Origin of the sequence: Nonomuraea sediminis (assembly GCF_018531495.1) — a bacterium.
Lineage (GTDB): Bacteria > Actinomycetota > Actinomycetes > Streptosporangiales > Streptosporangiaceae > Nonomuraea > Nonomuraea sediminis.
The window spans coordinates 1,147,144-1,166,399 of the sequence record NZ_JAHDTI010000001.1; the positions used below are offsets into that span (position 1 = coordinate 1,147,144).

19 protein-coding genes are annotated in these 19,256 nt (G+C 70.3%); 7 read left to right on the forward strand and 12 right to left on the reverse strand.

All coding sequences use genetic code 11. The annotated features are described in order from the left end of the window. Positions 1 to 74: 74 nt before the first annotated feature. The 3 genes from KIK09_RS05345 to KIK09_RS05355 form a co-directional block, all read right to left on the reverse strand. Positions 75 to 509 (reverse strand): ATP-binding protein, encoded by a 435-nt coding sequence (locus KIK09_RS05345; protein ID WP_214317478.1) that lies wholly within the window; start codon positions 507 to 509, stop codon positions 75 to 77. Then, entirely contained in the window at positions 506 to 700 is a 195-nt protein-coding gene (locus tag KIK09_RS05350) for a DUF5999 family protein (protein WP_214317479.1), read from the reverse strand. Before KIK09_RS05350 ends, KIK09_RS05345 begins: the two co-directional genes overlap by 4 nt. Before the next feature lie 128 nt (positions 701 to 828). After that, positions 829 to 3,183: a GcvT family protein gene (locus KIK09_RS05355; RefSeq protein ID WP_214317480.1), complete on the reverse strand. Its 2,355-nt coding sequence runs from the start codon at positions 3,181 to 3,183 to the stop codon at positions 829 to 831. Between the two features lie 104 nt (positions 3,184 to 3,287). Between KIK09_RS05355 and KIK09_RS05360 the strand changes: the two genes are divergently transcribed. Then, complete coding sequence (locus KIK09_RS05360) at positions 3,288 to 4,193, forward strand: choline kinase family protein (RefSeq protein WP_214317481.1); 906 nt, start codon at positions 3,288 to 3,290, stop codon at positions 4,191 to 4,193. Positions 4,194 to 4,197: 4 nt separating this feature from the next. Beyond that, complete coding sequence (locus tag KIK09_RS05365; RefSeq protein WP_214317482.1) at positions 4,198 to 4,809, forward strand: DUF4126 domain-containing protein; 612 nt, start codon at positions 4,198 to 4,200, stop codon at positions 4,807 to 4,809. Here the strand turns inward: KIK09_RS05365 and KIK09_RS05370 are convergent. Genes KIK09_RS05370 through KIK09_RS05380 form a run of 3 tightly spaced genes read right to left on the reverse strand, consistent with a single transcriptional unit; the run spans position 4,778 to position 7,272 of the window. After that, positions 4,778 to 5,572 (reverse strand): alpha/beta fold hydrolase, encoded by a 795-nt coding sequence (locus KIK09_RS05370; RefSeq protein ID WP_214317483.1) that lies wholly within the window; start codon positions 5,570 to 5,572, stop codon positions 4,778 to 4,780. The genes KIK09_RS05365 and KIK09_RS05370 overlap by 32 nt on opposite strands. A 1-nt stretch (position 5,573) precedes the next feature. After that, positions 5,574 to 6,497 carry a LipP1 family hormone-sensitive lipase gene (gene lipP1 / locus KIK09_RS05375; protein ID WP_214317484.1) on the reverse strand — a complete coding sequence of 308 codons (924 nt, stop codon included), beginning with the start codon at positions 6,495 to 6,497 and terminating at the stop codon, positions 5,574 to 5,576. Further along, on the reverse strand, positions 6,487 to 7,272 hold the full coding sequence (locus KIK09_RS05380) for a glucose 1-dehydrogenase (RefSeq protein WP_214317485.1): 786 nt from the start codon (positions 7,270 to 7,272) through the stop codon (positions 6,487 to 6,489). Before KIK09_RS05380 ends, lipP1 begins: the two co-directional genes overlap by 11 nt. Before the next feature lie 83 nt (positions 7,273 to 7,355). Here KIK09_RS05380 and KIK09_RS05385 point away from each other — a divergent pair, with 83 nt between their 5' ends. Then, complete coding sequence (locus tag KIK09_RS05385; protein ID WP_308163933.1) at positions 7,356 to 7,961, forward strand: hypothetical protein; 606 nt, start codon at positions 7,356 to 7,358, stop codon at positions 7,959 to 7,961. Between the two features lie 207 nt (positions 7,962 to 8,168). Further along, positions 8,169 to 9,050 carry a serine protein kinase RIO gene (locus KIK09_RS05390; protein WP_214317486.1) on the forward strand — a complete coding sequence of 294 codons (882 nt, stop codon included), beginning with the start codon at positions 8,169 to 8,171 and terminating at the stop codon, positions 9,048 to 9,050. Here the strand turns inward: KIK09_RS05390 and uvrB are convergent. Next, complete coding sequence (uvrB, locus tag KIK09_RS05395; protein WP_308163934.1) at positions 9,047 to 11,155, reverse strand: excinuclease ABC subunit UvrB; 2,109 nt, start codon at positions 11,153 to 11,155, stop codon at positions 9,047 to 9,049. The two genes, KIK09_RS05390 and uvrB, sit on opposite strands and share 4 nt — an antisense overlap. A 145-nt stretch (positions 11,156 to 11,300) precedes the next feature. On the opposite strand from uvrB, the gene KIK09_RS05400 reads away from it, so the two are divergent. The 3 genes from KIK09_RS05400 (at position 11,301) to KIK09_RS05410 (ending at position 16,223) form a co-directional block, all read left to right on the forward strand. Continuing rightward, positions 11,301 to 12,845 (forward strand): SPFH domain-containing protein, encoded by a 1,545-nt coding sequence (locus tag KIK09_RS05400; RefSeq protein ID WP_214317487.1) that lies wholly within the window; start codon positions 11,301 to 11,303, stop codon positions 12,843 to 12,845. Then, on the forward strand, positions 12,845 to 14,062 hold the full coding sequence (locus KIK09_RS05405) for an SPFH domain-containing protein (protein WP_214317488.1): 1,218 nt from the start codon (positions 12,845 to 12,847) through the stop codon (positions 14,060 to 14,062). The genes KIK09_RS05400 and KIK09_RS05405 overlap by 1 nt, the downstream gene beginning before the upstream one ends. Before the next feature lie 109 nt (positions 14,063 to 14,171). Continuing rightward, positions 14,172 to 16,223, forward strand: a complete 2,052-nt coding sequence (locus KIK09_RS05410) for a phosphocholine-specific phospholipase C (RefSeq protein ID WP_214317489.1) — start codon at positions 14,172 to 14,174, stop codon at positions 16,221 to 16,223. Here the strand turns inward: KIK09_RS05410 and KIK09_RS05415 are convergent. The 5 genes from KIK09_RS05415 to KIK09_RS05435 form a co-directional block, all read right to left on the reverse strand. Then, the gene (locus KIK09_RS05415; RefSeq protein ID WP_214317490.1) at positions 16,210 to 16,347 is read right to left on the reverse strand and encodes a hypothetical protein; all 138 of its coding nucleotides are present in this window, start codon (positions 16,345 to 16,347) and stop codon (positions 16,210 to 16,212) included. The two genes, KIK09_RS05410 and KIK09_RS05415, sit on opposite strands and share 14 nt — an antisense overlap. Further along, positions 16,344 to 16,604 carry a hypothetical protein gene (locus KIK09_RS05420; RefSeq protein WP_214317491.1) on the reverse strand — a complete coding sequence of 87 codons (261 nt, stop codon included), beginning with the start codon at positions 16,602 to 16,604 and terminating at the stop codon, positions 16,344 to 16,346. Before KIK09_RS05420 ends, KIK09_RS05415 begins: the two co-directional genes overlap by 4 nt. Before the next feature lie 81 nt (positions 16,605 to 16,685). After that, positions 16,686 to 17,498 carry an inositol monophosphatase family protein gene (locus tag KIK09_RS05425; protein WP_214317492.1) on the reverse strand — a complete coding sequence of 271 codons (813 nt, stop codon included), beginning with the start codon at positions 17,496 to 17,498 and terminating at the stop codon, positions 16,686 to 16,688. A 9-nt stretch (positions 17,499 to 17,507) separates the two neighbouring features. Then, the gene (locus tag KIK09_RS05430) at positions 17,508 to 18,122 is read right to left on the reverse strand and encodes a hypothetical protein (protein ID WP_214317493.1); all 615 of its coding nucleotides are present in this window, start codon (positions 18,120 to 18,122) and stop codon (positions 17,508 to 17,510) included. Beyond that, entirely contained in the window at positions 18,119 to 19,171 is a 1,053-nt protein-coding gene (locus KIK09_RS05435; protein WP_308163935.1) for a hypothetical protein, read from the reverse strand. Before KIK09_RS05435 ends, KIK09_RS05430 begins: the two co-directional genes overlap by 4 nt. Between the last annotated feature and the right edge of the window lie 85 nt (positions 19,172 to 19,256).

Sequence of the window (19,256 nt, forward strand, 5' to 3'; positions counted from 1 at the left end):
CAGGTCAGGAGTGTCGGAGCCGGTCGGCCTGCGGGTCTTGCGGATCCGGATTCTTCTCACGCTCACGATTCCGTTCATGCTGTCACCGGAGTGGGAAGCTCGAACCACACGATCTTCCCCTCGGCTGTTCGGGCAGTACCCCAGCAGCAGGCCAGACCGGCCAGCAGCAGGTGCTCGCGCCCCACGCGGAGCCGGAGCCGTACCGGATCGGCCTGCTCGACCTCGCAGCGCAGCAACCCGTCCTCGGCGGTGAGCATGAGCCGGATCCTGTCGCGGCTGTGCCGTACAGCGTTGGTCACCAGCTCAGTGACGAGCAACTCGGCCGCGGACACGCAGTCGTGCAGGCCCCAGAGCGCCAGCCGGCTACGGGTGATGCGCTGTGCCATGATCACCGCGGCGGCCCCGGATGCGAGCACCCAGGACGCCGTCCGGCCCGACCCATCGTCGTCCGCGTCGTCGAACAGGCCGTCGGCCGGCTCCACGAGCTGGGTGGGCGGCGTGAGTCTCATGCCGTCCTCCCTGCGAGCACGGGCTCGGCGGAGCGGCTGGTGCCGTCGGGAAGCAACTCGCCGGCGTCGTCGAAGAGGACGACACCGTTGCAGAGCAGCCCCCATCCCTGTTCCGGATGGAACGCCACCAGGCGTGCGGAGTCGTGGTCGGGAGCGTCCGCGGGCGGACACTGTGGCCGGTGCTGGCACATGGCCCTTCACCCTTCTCGGTTGGTGAGCTCATGTCTAGGCCTCAGCTTGCCCCGGGGGCACCCACCAGCGAGACGGGATAAATCCCCATATAGGTACCCCTTACGTAGTGCGTAGGTACCTAGGGATGTCACAACGGGTTCTTGACCACTGTCCCAGGGATCCAGGCGCCGAAAACGTCGACCTCGACGCGGGTGCCGGGGTCCGCCTCCAGGTAGGCGTAGGCGATCGACCTGCGCGCGGTGTATCCGTAGCCGCCCGAGGTGACCCGGCCCACCACCTGGCCGTCCACCCGGACGGCCTCGTTGCCCAGGGCGACCGCCCGCGGGTCGTCGAGCGTGAGGCAGCGCAGGCGGCGCGCCGGGGCGGGGTCCAGGGCGTCCCTGCCGAGGAACTCCTTGTCCGGCTTGACGCAGAAGCCCAGCCCCGCCTCGTAGGGCGTGGTCTCGGGCCCGATGTCGGCGCCCCAGACCCGGTAGCCCTTCTCCAGGCGCAGGCTGTCGATCGCCTTGTACCCGCCCGCCACCAGGCCGTGGGGCTCGCCGCCCGCCCACAGGGTCTGCCACAGGGCTATGCCGTACTCGCTGGAGCAGTACAGCTCCCAGCCGTGCTCGCCGACGAACGTCACCCGCATGGCCAGCACCGGCACGTCGCCCACGGTGATCTCGCGGGAGGTCATGAAGGCGAAGTCCAGCGGATCGGGCGTCAGCGCGGACAGGATGTCGTGCGCCCGCGGCCCCCACAGGGCGAAGCAGGCGTACTGGCCCGTCACGTCGGCGATCCGCACGTCCGCGCCGCGCAGTCGGGCCTGCTTGCGCAGCCAGCCCAGGTCGTGCGAGCCGAACGCGGTGCCGGTGATGATCAGGAACTCGTGCTCGCCGCGGCGGGTGACCGTGAAGTCGCACTCGATGCCGCCGCGCCGGTTGAGGGCCTGGGTGTAGGTGACGGCGCCCACGTCGCGGGCCACCCGGTTGTCGCACACCCACTCCAGCAGCGAGGCCGCGTCAGGGCCGGTGACCTCGATCTTGGCGAAGGACGTCTCGTCGAACAGGCCTGCCGTCCGCCTGGTGGCCCGGTGCTCGGCGCCGATCGCGGGCGACCAGTGGCGCCCCGCCCAGCCTCCCGGCCGCTCGTCCTCGCCCTGGGCGCCGTTGGTCTCGTAGTAGTTGACCCGTTCCCACCCGGACTTCTCGCCGAAGCTGGCGCCGTGGCGGGTGTGCCAGCCGTACACCGGGGAGAGCCGCAGCGGGCGGCCCGCCGAGCGCTCGTGGCCGGGGTAGCGGATGTCGTAGTAGGTCTCGTAGTTCTCGATCGAGCGCTTCAGCGTGAACGACGGCGAGCGGTACTGGCGGCCGAAGCGGCGGATGTCCATGTGCCAGACGTCCAGCGACGGCTCGCCCTCGACGATCCACTCGGCCATCACCATGCCGATGCCGCCGGCGCCCGCGATGCCGTGCGCGCAGAAGCCGGCCGCCACGTACAGGCCGCCGACCTCGGTCTCGCCCAGGCAGAACTCGTTGTCGGGGGTGAACGCCTCCGGGCCGTTGATCATCTTGCGGATGCCGACCTCGGCCATCGCCGGGACCCGGATCAGCGAGTTCTCGGAGATCTCCGCGAACCTGTCCCAGTCCTCGGGCAGCAGCCGCCCGTTGAAGTCGGCCGGGATCGCGTCGTAGCGGTCGAAATCGGTGGTCCACGGCGCGCAGTGACGCTCGTAGCCGCCCATGACCAGGCCCTGGACCTCCTGCCGGTAGTACACGAGCAGGTCGGGGTCGCGCAGGGTGGGCAGCTTGCCGTACTCGTGGAAACCCTCGGTCACCACGTACTGGTGCGACATCGGCACGATCGGGATCCGCACCCCGGCCATCCGCCCGATCTCGGCGGCGAACATGCCGCCGCAGTTGACCACGATCTCGCAGTCGATCTCGCCCTGGTCGGTCCGCACCCGGGTGACCCGGCCGTCGCGCACGTCGATGCCCACCACCCGGGTGCCGGTCATGAACCTGGCGCCGCCCTTGCGGGCCGCGGCGGCCAGCGCGTAGCACAGCTGCGAGGGGTCGATCTGGCCGTCGGTGGGCAGGTAGGCGGCGCCGACCACGCCGGCGGGGTCCATCAGCGGGAACAGCTCGACCGCCTCGGCCACCGAGATCTCCTCCAGCGGCAGCCCGAAGGTGCGGGCCCAGCCGATCTGGCGGCGGATCTCCTCCATCCGCTCCGGCGTGGAGGCCAGCTTGATGCCGCCGCACTCGGTCCAGCCGGCGTCCAGTTTGCGGTAGAGGTCGACGGAGTGCTGGTTCATCCTGGTCAGCGTCGGGTCGGCGCGCAGCTGGCCGACCAGGCCCGCAGAATGGAAGGTGGAGCCGCTGGTCAGCTCGTCGCGCTCGAGCACGAGCACGTCGTGCTCGCCGAGCTCCGTCAGGTGGTAGGCGACGCTGGCACCGCCCACGCCGCCACCGATGATCACGATGCGCGCCGAATCGCTCATGGGGGTGAGGCTAACCCGACACGCCAAAAAGGTCTAGACCGTTTACGGCCCGCCGCCCGTGCTCTACGATCCCCGGTCAAGCACGCGTCCCTTTGGAGCCGCCCATGCACGTGCCCGAGGTCCTCGACCGGATCCCGCTGCTGTCCGGCTCGCCCAGAGCCGTCGAGGAGCTGCCCGGCGGGCTGACGAACCGGAACTACAAGGTGACCGTGCCCGGCGGCGTCTTCGTGGCGCGCGTGTCGGCCAGCGAGACGTCGCTGCTGGCGATCGACAGGGACGCCGAGCACCACAACACCATGGCCGCCGCCGAGGCGGGCGTAGGCGCGCCGGTGCACGCCTACCTGCCGGAGGAGGGCGTGCTCGTGGTGGGCTTCCTCCCCGGGCGGACCTTCACCGTGGACGACCTGCGCGACTCGGCCAACCTGCCCCGGGTGGCCGAGGCGTGCCGGCGGCTGCACGCGGGGCCCAGGTTCCGCGGGACGTTCGACATGTTCGAGCTCCAGCGCCACTACCTCACCATCGTCCAGTCACGAAACTTCCGCCTCCCCGCCAAATATCTGGACTTCATGGAAGATGTTGGAAAAATCAGGAAAGCGTTGGCGGTGCGGGACGAGGGGACCGTCCCCTGCAACAACGACCTGCTGCCCGGCAACTTCATCGACGACGGCGAGCGGCTCTGGCTGATCGACTACGAGTACTCGGGCAACGGCGACGCCTGCTTCGAGCTCGGCAACATCTGGAGCGAGTCGAACCTCACGCTCGACCAGCTCGAGGAGCTCGTCACGGCCTACTACGGCCGCCGCCTGCGCAACAGGATCGCCCGGGCGCGGCTGCTCGGCCTGATGTCCAAGTACGGCTGGACGCTGTGGGCCTCCATCCAGGACGGCGCCAACCAGGATCTCGACTTCGACTTCTGGTCGTGGGGGATGGAGAAGTACGAGCGGGCGGTGACCGAGTTCACCGGTTCTGGCCTGCCGTACCTCCTGGAGGAGGCGGTGCGGGCAGACTGAAGGTATGTTCGCCGCTCTGACCGGGCTGGGCCTGTCGACCGCCGCCGGGCTCAACGCCTACATCCCGCTGCTGATCGTGGGTGTGCTGGCCAACCTCACCGACAAGGTCAAGCTGCCCGACGGCTACGCCTGGCTGTCCAACTGGGGCGTGCTGGCCGTGATCGCGGTGCTGCTGGTCGCGGAGATGGTGCTGGACAAGGTCCCCGCCGTCGACTCGGTCAACGACACGATCCAGACCGTGGTACGGCCGGCCGCGGGCGGCGTGGTCTTCAGCGCCACGAACGCGGCGGCCGCGTTCGAGCACTCCACCTGGATGACGCAGAACCCGTGGGCGGGCTGGCTGCTGGGCATCGTGGTGGCGCTGCTGGTGCACGCGCTCAAGGCCACCGCCCGGCCGGTGATCAACGTGAGCACGGCCGGGGTGGGCGCGCCCGTGGTCAGCACGGTCGAGGACGTGGGCTCGGCCGGCGTCAGCCTGATCGCGATCTTCCTGCCGCTGCTGATCATCGTCGTACTGATCGTGCTCGCGGTGTTCGCCTGGTGGGTGCTGAGAAAGGCGCGCCGCTTCCGCGCGTCCAGAAGGGCTAGCCGCGCACCCAGGCCTCCAGGACGTTGACGAACTCGCCAGGGCGTTCCTCGTGCAGCCGGTGGCTGGAACCCTCCCAGCACACCACCTTCGACCCCGGGTCCTTCAGCAGGCCCGCCTCCCAGGCCGCCTGCGCCGGGTCGAACCAGATCGACAGCACCGGGCACCGCCTGCGGGCCAGGTACTCCTCCGAGGCGGGCCTGGTGCCGATCGAGCCCGGCAGCGTGAACATGCCCTCGAAGGCCTGCGCCAGCACGTGCGGCGCCATGCCGTACAGCCTGCGCTGGTGCCAGCGCCTGATCACGGCGGGGGTGGCAGCGTTGGTGCACCACTGGTCGATCTGGACGGCCACCGCGTGCGGATGCTCGCCCCGCAGCCCGGCGACCATCCGCGGGAATCCCCGCGCGACCTGCGCGGACACGCCGTAGCCCGGGTCCACGGCGACGAGCCTGGCCACCCGGTCCGGGTGCTCGACGGCCAGGATGGACACGACCTGCCCGCCCATCGAGTGGCCGACCGCGACCACGGCCGGGATGCGCAGGTGATCGAGCAGCTCGCGCAGGTCCTCGGCCATCCTGCGCGGCGTGTTGTCGGCCTCGGGCACCGAAGAGTAGCCGTGCCCGCGCAGGTCCACGGCCACGACCCGGTGCCCGGCGGCCAGCGCGTCCAGGTGCCACGACCACTGGTGGGAGTCGGCTCCCCAGCCGTGCACCAGCAGCAGCGGGGGGCCTTCGCCCGCGCCGTCGTCGGTGTAGAAGAGCCTGACGTCGCCGCCGACGCTCGCGTACGGCACCTCAGCCCAGGTTCCTGATCAGGGCGGAGCACGCCAGGTCGGTCGCCTGTTTCGTGGCGGGCAGCAGGTTCCCGGCGAGCGTGAAGAAGCTGTGGAACATCCCGTCGAAGCGGACGGTCTCCGCCTGGGTGCCCGCCTTCCGCAGGAGCCTGCCGTACTCCTCGCCCTCGTCCCTGAGCGGGTCGTGCTCGGCGGTGATCACCAGCGCGGGCGGCAGGTCCCCCAGGTCCGCGTGGATCGGCGAACTGTACGGCTCGGCCCTGCGGGAGCGGTCGGGCTGGTAGCTGTCCCAGAACCAGGCCATGTGATCGGCGGTCAGGAAGTACCCGGTGGCGTTCTCCCTGCAGGAGGCCGAGTCCTGCGCCGCGTCGGTGGCCGGGTAGATCAGTAACTGGAAGCGGATGGGCGGTCCCGCCAGGTCGCGGGCCTTCAGGCAGGTGACGGCCGCCAGGTTGCCGCCCGCGCTGTCTCCCGCCACGGCCAGCCTGGCGGGGTCGGCGCCCAGTTCGGCAGCATGCTCGTGCACCCACACGGTGGCGGCGTAGGCGTCCTCGACCGCGGCCGGGTAGGGGTGCTCGGGGGCCAGCCGGTAGTCGACGGACACCACCACGGCCCCTGCGCCCCCGCACAGCGTCCGGCACACCCAGTCGTGGGTGTCCAGCGTGCAGATGCTCCACCCGCCGCCGTGGAAGAACACCACCACGGGCAGCGGGCCCTGCCCGCCGTCGGGCCGGTAGACCCTGATCGGGATGTCGCCCGCCATCCGGTCCTCGACGCTCCGTACGGCAGGCGGCTCGGCGTCCAGTTTCGGGGCCTGCGCCAGGATCCGGCGCGCCTCGGCGGCGTCGAACACCTCGGTGCCCAGCTTCGGGAAGAACTCGCTCATCGCGTCGATGATCGCCCTGGTCATCGCGTCAACCGCCATCGCGCATCCCATCCGCTCCGCTCACGGCCCTGGCGGCGAGCAGCGGGAGCTCACCGCAGGTCCAGCCGCCGTCGATGGCCAGTTCGGCGCCCGAGACGTAGGAGGCCGCGTCCGACAGCAGGAACGCGATCGCCTCGGCCACCTCGGGCGGCTCGCCCCACCGGCCCGCGGGCGCCAGCGGGAAGCCGCCGTCGCCCGACACCGCGCCGAAGGGCTGGGTCATCGGCGTGACGATCATCCCGGGATGCACGGAGTTGACCCGGATCCGCGAGGCGCCGAACTCCTGGGCAGCGATCTTGGTGAGCCCGCGGACGCCCCACTTGGACGCCCCGTACCCGCCGGTGCCCGGCAGGGCCGTCAGCCCCGCCACGGACGACAGGTTGACGATCGAGCCGCCGCCGCCCGACCGCATCGGACCGAGCACGGCCTTCATCCCGAGGAAGACGCCGACCAGGTTCACCTTGAGCACGCGCTCGAACTGCTCGAGCGTGTGCTCCTCGATCAGCTGCGCGGTGGCGATCCCGGCGTTGTTGACCAGCCCGTCGATGCGCCCGAACTCCGCCGTCACCTCGCCGGTGACGCCCGCCCAGGCCTCCTCGCTGGTCACGTCGTGGGCGATGAAGCGGCCCTCGACGTCCTTGGCGGTGGCTTCGCCCTCCTCGACCAGGACGTCCGTCACCACCACCCGGGCTCCTGCGGCGGCGCAGCGGCGGGCGGTCGCGGCGCCCATCCCCCTGGCCCCGCCGGTGATGATCACTACCTTGCCCTCGAGCATGTGTGCACTGAATCACGTTCGGATGCCGTGTATCAAGAGCTTGCTTGGTTGACCGGGAGTTATGCTGCAAGAGATACGAGGAGGTGTCGGCGATCTCAACCGTGGTTTTCATCGTGCTCGCGCTGCTGGCCGTCATGCTGACCGTGGCGGGCGTCGGCATCTACTTCCTGGTCAAGCTGGGCACCAAGGCGACGACCAAGGCCAGGCAGACCGCGACCCGGATCACCACGCATGTCAACGCGATGGGCCAGGGTGAGGCCGCCGAGGCCGAGCGCCTGCGGCTCGACCTGCAGCGCGAGATCACCCTCACCCGCCAGGCCGTGGACCAGGCCCGCCGCCACGGCTGGGACCTGGGCGACCTACCCCACCTGCTGGGCGAGCTGACAGAGCAGGCCGGCATCCACGACGGCCAGCTCGCGATCTACGCCCAGCAGCTGCGCATGTCGCACTACGCCGACCATGCCACGCTGCAGCGGCTGCGCGAGCACCAGGCCAAGCTCACCTCGATGTGCGCCGGCATCCGCGCCGACCTGCTCGGCAGCCAGGTGCAGTACGCCTCGAGCGGCATCGACGACCTGAGGGCGCGCACGGAGCTGGAGATCGAGTCCCGCCGCCGCACCCCCGATCCGCTGGACGAGATCGACGAGCTCTACCGCAAGACCATGCAGGAGCGCGGCGAGCAGTCCTAGATCCACTCCTCGATGGAACCGGCCTTAATTCGGTTGCGGGCCCGGCGGCCCGCTCGGCATACTCGTCGGCGTTGATCGCCGAGACCCGGGAGGAGGCTGAGACCGTGATGATCCCTGTTTCGCGTGCCCTCAGACGCCTTCCCACCGGCGACGCAACGGCCTGATCATGGCGGCCGGTGGGCCCTTCCGACCTGGAGAAATCCCACCGTGCCCAAGCACAACGGCCGCCGCCGCGGCAGGAACGCCCTCGACGCCGACGACCTGGAGTGGGAGTCGCACGTCCCGGACGACGCCCTCGACACCGCCCTCGACGACGGCCCGCCCGCGGGCGACCGCTGGTCCACCTGGGACCAGAGCACCCCGACCGAGCGCGGCCCAAGCCCGCACCCGTCCTGGCTGGTCACCGAACTGGCCGCGGTCGACACCGAATTCGGCATCCTCAAGACCGGCAAGGAAGCCGACGTCCACCTGATCTCGCGGGGCATGCCCGGCACCGACCGGGTCTGCCTGCTGGCCGCCAAGCGCTACCGCTCGGCCGAGAACCGGCTCTTCCACCGCGACGCCGGCTACCTGGAAGGGCGCCGCATGCGCGACTCGCGCATGTCACGCGCCATGGCCGGCAGGACCGCCTTCGGCAAGCAGGTCATCGCCGCGCAGTGGGCCAACGCCGAGTTCGTGGCGCTGTGCCGGCTGTGGGAGCTGGGGCTGCCTGTGCCGTACCCGGTGCAGATCGTGGGCACCGAGGTCCTGCAGGAGTTCGTCGGCACGCCCGACGGACAGGCCGCGCCCCGCCTGGCCGCCGTCGCCGACGGCCTGCCCGCGCTGTGGGAGCAGCTGCTCGAGGCGATGCTCACGCTGGCCAGGTCGGGGCTGGCGCACGGCGACCTGTCGCCGTACAACCTGCTCGTCCACGACGGGCGGCTGGTCGTCATCGACCTGCCGCAGATCGTGGACGTGATCGCGCATCCGGCGGGCGCCGGGTTCCTCGACCGCGACGCCCGCAACGTGGCCACCTGGTTCGCCAAGAAGGGCGTGCCGGTGGACCCGGACGAGGTCTCCGACCTGGTCCTGCGGGAGGCGTTCGGCTAGGAGACGCCCGCCTCCTTCATGTCGCGCAGCTCCCGCTTGAGCTCCTTGATCTCGTCGCGCAGCCGGGCGGCCACCTCGAACTGCAGGTCGGCCGCTGACTGGTGCATCTGCTCGGTCAGCGACTCGATGAGGGACTCCATCTGCGCCCGCGGCATCTCCCCCGCGATCGCCTTGGCGTGCTGGCCCGCCTGCTTGGCCGCGAAGCCGGGCACCGGGGCCTTGCCGCGCGACTGGGAGCGGCCGCCGCCCAGGAGCTTGTCGGTGTCGGCGTCCTCACGGTTCAGCGAGTCGAGGATGTCGGCGATCTTCTTGCGCAGCGGCTGCGGGTCGATGCCGTTGGCCTGGTTGTAGGCGATCTGCTTGGCGCGGCGGCGGTTGGTCTCGTCGATGGCCCGCTCCATCGACGGGGTCACCTTGTCGGCGTACATGTGCACCTGGCCGGACACGTTACGCGCGGCGCGGCCGATCGTCTGGATCAGCGAGGTCTCCGAGCGGAGGAAGCCCTCCTTGTCGGCGTCGAGGATCGCCACCAGCGACACCTCGGGCAGGTCGAGACCCTCACGCAGCAGGTTGATGCCGACCAGCACGTCGAACTCGCCGGTGCGCAGCTCGCGCAGCAGCTCGATGCGGCGCAGCGTGTCGACCTCGGAGTGCAGGTAGCGCACCCGGATGCCGAGCTCGAGCAGGTAGTCGGTGAGGTCTTCCGACATCTTCTTGGTCAGCGTGGTGACCAGGACCCGCTCGTCGCGGTCGGCGCGCTCGCGGATCTCGTGCACCAGGTCGTCGATCTGGCCCTTGGTGGGCTTGATGACGACCTCGGGGTCGACCAGGCCGGTCGGGCGGATGACCTGCTCGACCACGTCGCCCTTGACCCGGCCCAGCTCGTAGGCGCCGGGCGTGGCCGACAGGTAGACCGTCTGGCCGATCCGGTCCAGGAACTCCTCCCACTTCAGCGGCCGGTTGTCCAGCGCCGACGGCAGGCGGAACCCGTGGTCGACCAGCGTGCGCTTGCGGGAGGCGTCGCCCTCGTACATGGCGCCGATCTGCGGCACCGTCTGGTGCGACTCGTCGAGCACCAGCAGGAAGTCTTCGGGGAAGTAGTCGAGCAGCGTGTTGGGGGCGCTGCCCGCGGCTCGGCCGTCCATGTGGCGCGAGTAGTTCTCGATGCCGGAGCAGGTGCCGATCTGCCGCATCATCTCCAGGTCGTAGGTGGTGCGCATGCGCAGCCGCTGCGCCTCGAGCAGCTTGCCCTGCTGCTCCAGCTCGGCCAGCCGGGCCGACAGCTCCTCCTCGATGCCGCGCACGGCGACGGCCATCCGCTCCTCACCGGCGATGTAGTGGGAGGCGGGGAAGATGTAGAGCTCCTCGTCGTCGGTCAGCACCTCGCCGGTCAGCGGGTGCATCGTCGACAACTTCTCGATCTCGTCGCCGAACATCTCGATCCGTACGGCGAGCTCCTCGTACTTCGGGATGATCTCGATCGTGTCGCCCCGCACCCGGAACGTGCCGCGGGTGAAGGACAGGTCGTTGCGCGTGTACTGCATGTCGACCAGGCGGCGCAGCAGCTGGTCGCGCTCGACCTCCATGCCGACGCGCAGGCGCGCCATCCGGTCGACGTACTCCTGCGGGGTGCCCAGGCCGTAGATGCACGACACGGACGCGACCACGATCGTGTCACGCCTGGTCAGCAGCGAGTTGGTGGCCGAGTGGCGGAGCCGCTCGACCTCGTCGTTGATCGAGGAGTCCTTCTCGATGTAGGTGTCGCTCTGCGGGACGTACGCCTCGGGCTGGTAGTAGTCGTAGTACGAGACGAAATACTCGACCGCGTTGTTGGGCAGCATCTCGCGCAGTTCGTTGGCGAACTGCGCGGCCAGCGTCTTGTTGGGCTGCATGACAAGCGCGGGGCGCTGCAGCCGCTCGACCAGCCAGGCGATCGTGGCGGTCTTGCCCGTGCCGGTCGCACCCAGCAGGACGTTGTCCTTCGCGCCCGCCTTGACCCGGCGCTCCAGCTCCGCGATCGCCGTCGGCTGGTCGCCGGAGGGAGTCATCTCGGTGACGACCTCGAAGGGCGCCACCCTGCGCTGCAAATCAGTAACCGGCCTCACGTGTCCAACTGTAGGTGCTCCCACCGACAGTTCTCCGCGTACGCGGAGCCTGCCGTTCCGACATCGGTTTGTAAGCGATCAGTAAGGCGCAGCCGATAACTTCGGAAACCTTCGGAAATCTTCGGTATTCGGTGAGAGAGGTGCGATGTCGCGACCGAGAGACGCGCTCATCCAGGCGGGACAGGGGATAGCGCAGGCGGTGGCCCAGGGCGGTGACCTCAGGCAGGCGGTGGGAGACGCGGTCGGCCAGGTGGCCCAGCAGGCGCCGAGCTTCGCGCTGAACCCGCACGACTTCGCCGCGGCCCGCGACGGCGCCTCCGTGGGCACGCAGATCGAGGCCAGGTCGGTCTCGCTCGGCGAGGCGGGCGAGATCGTCAACCGCAGCTTCTCCGAGAACGGCATGCACGTCATCTCGCCGGTGGTGATCCCGAAGAGCGGCACGGCCAAGGTCGTGGTCCCGCTCGGCATCCTGGTGGTGCTCGGCCTGATCGGCGCGCTGGGCAACGTCATCCCGGACACGGGCCTGGTCTTCGGCCCGCACTACTGGGTGGTGCTGGTGCTGGCGGCGGGCTTCCTGTGGTGGCGGCGCAGCGTGGTGATGGTGCCCGAGGGGTGCAAGGCGCTGATCACCAAGTTCGGCAAGCTGGTGCAGATCGCCGAGCCCGGCCGGGTGACGCTGTTCAACCCGTGGAAGCGGGTCAGCTACATCGTCAACACCACGCGGGAGTACCCGTTCAACGCGCCGATCCGCGAGGCGCCGACCCAGCAGGGCGTCAAGGCGAGCGTCGACCTGTTCCTGCAGTTCAGGATCGAGAACCCGGCCGAGTTCATCTTCGTGCTCGGCTCGGTCAGCGGCTTCCAGTCCAAGCTGCAGAACTCCGTCAGCGAGGTCACCCGCTCGCTCATCTACGGCCAGCGCGCCGAGGACATCTACGACCTGGTGGGCGAGAGCACGCAGGGCATCCTGGAGAGCCTGAACGAGCAGTTCCTGCCGGCCGTGCGCCTCACCGACGTCAACATCACCCACGCCGAGCCCTCCAGCCAGGAGTACCGGATGGACCTGGCGGCGCCGGAGATGGTGCGGGTGGCCAAGGAGGCCTACACCTACGAGTACGAGCTGCAGCTGCGCAAGGAGCAGAACGAGGGCGACCTGGTCAAGGAGCTGGCGGGCCTGCAGGAGACGCTGAGCGCCATCCAGGCGGAGATCGCCTCCTACCAGGCGCGCATGGACACCGCGCTGGAGCGCGCGGAACACCAGGCCAAGGCGCAGGCCAGGCAGCGCCTGGTCGAGGCGGAGTCCACCGCCAACGCCAACGCCGCGCTGCTCGAGGCCCAGGCGCTGGACATCAGGGCGCTCAGCGCGGCCGAGGCGCCGGAGATCCTCGAATACCGCTTCCAGCAGGACCTGCTCGACAAGCTCGAGTCGGTGTCGTCGCGGCTGCCCCAGGTGGTGCAGGTCGGCGACCATACCGACATCGACTACCTGGCGCTGGCCCAGCAGCTGGTCGGCGGGAAGGGCGCGGCGCTGTTCTCGCCCGACGACATGGCCGCCATCCGGGGACGACTGGCGGAGATCGCCGAACGCGTGGACGCACGCCAGGACGAGATCGCCGCGCTGCTGCGGAAGGCGACGCGCGAGGTCACCGAGCCGCAGGAGCTGGCGGCCGCCACGACGGAGGGTGAGGTCTGATGAGCCGCGAGTTCTCCAAGATCAAGGAGTCGCTTGCCTCCTGGTCCGACATCCGCCAGCTGCTGCGCGGCGGCGAGCAGGGCCAGCTGGTGCCCGTGGTGATCCCCAAGGACAAGCGCGGCTTCGCCTGGATGACGCTGATCTTCCTGGCGCTCTACTTCGCCGGGATGGGCGTCAGGTTCCCGCTGGCGTTCGCCGCGGCCGCCGCCTGCCTGATGCTCGGCCTGGTCTGGATGTGGCGCAAGGCCATCATCGAGATCGAGGAGGGCACCAAGGGGGTGCGCAGCCGCTGGGGCGCGATCACCGGGACGCTGGACCCAGGCCGCCACTACCTGTGGCTGCCGTGGGACCGGGTGGACGCGGTCGTCGACACCTCCACCGAGATCCCGTACTCGGCGCCCATCGTGGCCTGCCCGACGGCCGAGAACGTGCCGCTGAAGTCGATCGAGTTCTTCCTGAAGTTCCGCATCGTCGACCCGGTGGCCTTCGTCAGGACGATCGGCGCGGGCAACTTCGACCTCGTGCTCGCCTCGGCCGTGCAGGACGCGATCAGGCAGCGCAGCCGCCGCGTCAACACCGAGCGGGCCTACGACCTGCGCGGCTCCGACGTGGGCGACATGCAGGAGGCGCTCAACCGGCAGCTCGGCCGCTACGGCGTGCGCGTCACCGGCGCGAACATCCCCGATGTGCAGCTGCCCGACCAGTACCAGCAGCACCTGGCGACCAGGGAGAAGGTGGCCAAGGAGCTGTCGGCCTACGAGCGCGAGTGGGAGCTGACCCGCAAGCGCCGCATCGACACGCTGATGATGGAGATCGAGCGGGCCAAGAAGACCCGCGACGCCCGGGTGGTCGAGGTCAAGGCCGCGCACAACACGGCGCGCAAGGACGTGGCCAGGATGCTGGAGGAGCAGGAGACCGAGGCTCAGCGCGTCACCTGGGAGATCGAGGCGCGTGGCCGCGCCGAGCTGACGGCGGCCGAGAACGAGGCCAAGGCGCTGCGCAGGCTGGCCGACTCCTACCGCGACAACCGCGCGGTGCTGCAGTACGAGCTGGCGCGCCGCCGCCTGGACGTCGGCGCCAAGCTGGCCGAGAGCGCGCCGCAGCCGCTGGTGGTCCGCACGCCGGAGGGCGGGCAGGACTCGGCGCTGTCCACGCTGCTGGTCGCCCAGTTGCTGCCCCGGCTGTCGAACTCCAACGGCAAGCACAGCGATCAGTAGTCCCACGCCGGTCGCTGACGCGGCGGATACAGGAAACCCCCGGTTCACCTCTCACTGAGACGCTGTGCCGCGCTCGAACGCGTTCAACTTCTCGGAAAAAAGGTGCACCATGTCGCAAGGACCCTCCCGTCGTCAGTTTCTAGCTCTGGGGGCGGGGGTAGCGGCAGGGTCCCTGCTGCCGCCCTCCGTGCACCGAGCGATGGCGTTGCCGGTCCCGCAAGGAGGCCTGTCGGCGGTCAAGCACGTGGTCTTCCTCATGCAGGAGAACCGCTCCTTCGACCACTACTTCGGCACCATGCGCGGCGTGCGCGGCTTCGGCGACCGCAACGCGATCACCCAGCGCAACGGCAAGCCGGTCTTCGAGCAGAGCGGCGTGCTGCCCTTCCCGGTCCGCGAGGCGGCCGGCCACGTGGGCAAGGACCTGCAGTGGATCTCGGCGCTGGCGCACGGCTGGAACGACGGCCAGCAGGCGGCGGCCAAGGGCTGGCACGACGGCTGGATCAAGGCCAAGAGCCCGGCGACCATGACGTACTACACGCGGCCCGACATCCCCCTGCAGTACGAGCTGGCCGACACCTTCACCGTCTGCGACCACTACCACTGCTCGGTGCTGTCCTCCACCAGCCCGAACCGCAACTACCACGTCTCCGGCCACACCGGCTACGAGCCCGGCACCACCAAGCGGGCGATCGACAACGCCGCCTACGCCGAGGACACCCACCAGGGCTACACCTGGGCCAACGCCGGCGAGATCCTGGAGTCCGCGGGCCACTCCTGGCAGGTCTACCAGGAGTGGGACAACTTCGAGGACAACAACATCGAGTTCTTCGCCCGCTTCCGCCAGATCGCCCGCAAGGCCCTCCAGGGCGACTACAAGAGCCTGGACTCCTTCTACTACGCCCTGTCGCAGGCTCCCGACCCCCAGCGGATGCTGCAGCGGCTGGAGGAGGGCGTGGCCAAGCTGACCAGCGAGGAGCGGTCGCTGTACGACCGGGCGCTGCGCCGCGTGCCCAGCGGCGAGCTGGTCAAGCGCTTCCGCGCCGACATCGAGGCCGGCACGCTCCCCCAGGTCAGCTACATCGTCCCGTCGTCTGTCGACTCCGAGCACCCCGCCGACTCCTCCCCCATCCAGAGCGCCCGCATCACCTACGACCTGCTCGACGCGATCGCCTCGCATCCGGAGACCTGGCAGTCGACCGTCCTGTTCATCACCTACGACGAGAACGACGGCTTCTTCGACCATGTGCCGCCGCCGCTGCCGCCCGCCGAGCAGCGCGACGACTGGTACGACGGCAAGCCCATCGGGCTGGGCATGCGCGTGCCGATGACGGTCGTCTCCCCCTGGACCAGGGGCGGCTACACCTGCTCGCAGGTCTTCGACCACACCTCCACGGTCCGCTTCCTGGAGACGTGGCTCGGGGTGACGTTCCCCGACATCACCCCGTGGCGCCGCGCGGTCTCCGGTGACCTGACCTCCGCCTTCGACTTCTCCGGTACGGCGGAGCCGCCCACCCCCGCCGCGCCGGGCGCCGTGCCGCCCTTCACCGGCCGGTGGAGGCCCGCGCCCCCCGCCGAGCAGAAGATGCCGGTCCAGGAGGAGGGCACCAAGCCCGCGCGGGCCCTGCCGTACCAGCCGAACGCGTGGGCGAGGCTGCTCGGCCGCACGCTGGAGCTGACGCTGGCCAACAGCGGCGCCGACAGCGCGCACCTGACGCTGTACCCCTACGAGGGTGAGCTCGAGCTGCCGCTGCACCTGGACGTCAAGGGCGTGACCACGCGGAACGTGCAGGTCAACGGCGATGCCTACCGGCTGGCGCTGGTGGGGCCGAACGGGTTCCGCCGCGAGTTCGGCGGGACGCTGTCGGGGCCGGCGGCGCGGGTGCAGGTCTCGTCCGGCATCGACATCGACCCGCGCAAGCTGCGGCTGGAGATCACCAATCTGGGTGACACCCGGGTGAAGCTGGGGGTGCGGTCGCTGGCCTACGGCGACAAGGAGCAGGCGGTGCCGCTGGCGCCGGGGCAGTACAAGCAGGTGGTGATCCCCCTGGAGGAATCACAGGGCTGGTACGACGTGGCGGTCTCCTGCGAGCAGGACCCCGCGTTCAACCGGCGCTTCATGGGCCACGTCGAGAACGGCAGGCCCAGCGTCACCGGCCTGTAGCCGGGCGGCGGGACATGGTCAGCAGACGGGCGGCGCGGCGGCGCGCGCGGCGCCGCCCGTCCTCGTCCTCGTCGGGGGTCAGGGGTGCGATCAGTTCCGCGAACCAGGGATGCATCGTGATCACGCGGCCATCGCGTAGGTCCGGTAGGCGGAGCTGACGGCGTCCAGCGCCCAGCGCATCCGGGTGGCGTAGGACTCGGGGTGGTCGCCCGCCTCCTGCGCCACGTAGGCGGCGCACGTGGTGTGGTCGTCGCCGCAGGCGCACAGCCGGGCCTCGATGGCCGAGCGGATCTGCAGCGGCGACAGGGTCTGCGACGGCTGCAGCGCGGAGGTGAAGAGAACCTGCGCCAGTTCGGTCGTCGTCAGCGTCTGGTACGTCATGTCCGGCTCCTTCGTCCGTCCGTCTGCCTTTATAGACAACGACGTAACCGGAAACTCATCGGCGCTTCCACGTCGAATTACTCAGATCCCCGAAGAACGCACCAGACGCAGCACCGCGTCCAGCCCGGCCGGGTGCGCGGCCACGAAGCTGCGGTCCTCGGGGGTGCCGTCGATCCGCTCCTCGAACGGCCCGCCGTCCAGCGCGCGGATCTCCAGCCCCGCCTCCTGCGCGATCAGCGCGCCGGCCGGCAGGTCGACCGCCTCGGCCCGGTAGCCGACCACCGCGTCGATGTCGCCGCGGGCCAGCATCACCCACGACAGCAGCGGCGCCCACAGCTGCAGCACCCTGCGGGCGCCCAGCTCCAGCGCCGACTTCAGGGCCAGCACCGCGCCGTCGTCCCTGGCCACGCCGTACCCCTGCGTCCAGGCCAGCAGCGGCCCGTGCCGCGAGTCACGGTAGGGCGGCGCCAGCCGCACCCCTCCGCGGCCGCGGGCGCCGCGGCCGCGGATCGCCGACCAGGTCTGGGCGGTGACCGGGTCGTGCACGACGCCGAGCACGGGCAGGCCCGCCTGGCACAGCGCCAGTCCCACCACGTAGGCCGGCAGGCCGATGGCCACGTTGTTGGTGCCGTCGAGCGGGTCGACCAGCCACGTCCACTGGCCGCCCGAGGCGCCGAGCAGGCCTGACTCCTCGGCGACGACCGCGTGCGTGGGATAGGCGGTCAGTATCCGCTCCACGATGAGCTTCTCCGAGGCCAGGTCCAGGTCGGTGACCACGTCGCCGGCGTGGCCCTTGGGCCTGGTTCCCACCCTGCCCCTGGTGCCTTGGAGCAGCAGGTCGCCGGCGGCCTCGGCGGCCTCCACGGCCACCGCACGAGCACGGTCCAGGTCCATCGGCACCCCTCAGGTCAGGTGGGCGGCTATCAGGCGTACGGCTTGCGCGGTCTCGTCGGGGTCGAGCGCCTGCCTGGCCACGTGGTGGTCGCCGGCGGCCAGCGGGCCGAGCGACAGGTCGCGGCTGCCCGGCCTGCCCCGGCCGAGCGCGATCGTGGCGGCCTCCCCGCCCTCGGGGATGACGCTGCTGTGGAAGCGGTCGGCGGCCAGCGTGTAGGTGTCGCCGGGGCCGAACACCTCCACCAGGCCCGTCTCGTGCCGGACGGTGCGGCCCGTGGGCGTGATGCGGTCGCCGTCGGCGGCGCTGACCACCTCGAACACCCGGTGGGTCGCGCCGGCGGCGGCGTCGGTGACGACCGCGTGCACGTTGCGCACCTGCCCGTACAGCACGTGGCTGACCAGGTCCCAGCTGTGGCAGTGGATCTGCGACGTGGTGGCCTCGGCGTGCGCGAGCGCGCCCGACCACAGGTGAAGGCAGACGCCCTCGTCGCCGCTGCGCTCCAGCGGCAGGCAGACGAAACCCAGCGGGTGGCGCACGGCCTTGACGGGGCCTTTCAGCGCCTTCAGCGCCCAGTCTCGGCCCCTGCCGGCGACGACCTGCCGGTGCACGGCTTGATAGCTCATGGCGCGTACGGATCCTTGGCCCGCAAGGCCTTGCGGGTGATCTCGACGACATCGGGATAGGTGTAGGACTTGGGCAGCGGCAGCTCGATCCGCTCGAACAGCTCGCGCACCTCCTCCTCGGTGGGCTCGTCGCTGAGCGGCACTTCCTTGTACCTCTCCAGCGGCACGCGGCGGGCCTGCTCGAGGCTCAGCCGCAGCTCGGTGTCGCAGTTCTCGTAGTAGAACGTGTCGGCCAGCGCCGTCATGGCCCGGTTGGGGTCCTCGACCGTCATGATCAGGCGGGTGCTCGAGATGTCCCAGCGGAAGGTCGTCATCGTCCTGGACAGGCCGACGCCGATGTCGAGCAGGCCGTAGCGCTGGCGGTGCCAGAAGGCGGCCAGCACGGTGGCGTAGGACTCCATCCTGGCCCTGTCCGTGGTCCACACCTGGCCGGTGCCGTCGGGCGTGTCGGCCAGCGACCTGCGGTAGTGGGCGTACGACTCGCAGACCTCGCGGTTGGACGGGTCGATGATCTCGATCCTGACCGTGAGGTGCCGTTTGTCGCGCTTGGCCGCCGCCACGCACTCCGGCAGCGTCACGGCCCGCAGGTAGGTGCCGGTGCCGCCCTTGAAGCTCCACCGGGTGGCGTCCTTGCGCGCGTCGGTGTGCGCCTGGGCGATCTCCTGGGCGCTGCCGAGGACCCGGACCAGCTGGAGCGAGTCCAGGGCCTTGCGGGTGCCGCTGACCAGGGTCTCGATCTGTTCCAGCCGCGCCAGCCGTACCGGCAGCTGCGACAGGGCGCCTGAGGTGATGGCCTCCTCGACGGGGGCCTGGCGGGCGCGGTCGCGCAGCAGCGCGGTGGCCACCAGCGCCATGACCAGCAGGCTGCCCGCGTTGACGAGCTGGTCCTGCACCTCGCGGTCCACGTTGGGGATCAGGCCCACCGCGCCGACCACGACGGCGAGCAGCAGGGCGATCGCGCCGTCGGCGTTCTGCCCCGCCCATGGGGCCACTCGCTTCAACGCCGTGACTAGCCGTGCCATCGCCTCGCCCCGCATCTCGACGATCACTGTGTCCCCACCGTCATGGTAACGAGCACGTCATGCGACTGCCAGTGGACGGTAAGGGGCAAACCCCCTCCTTAGGTATGACCTA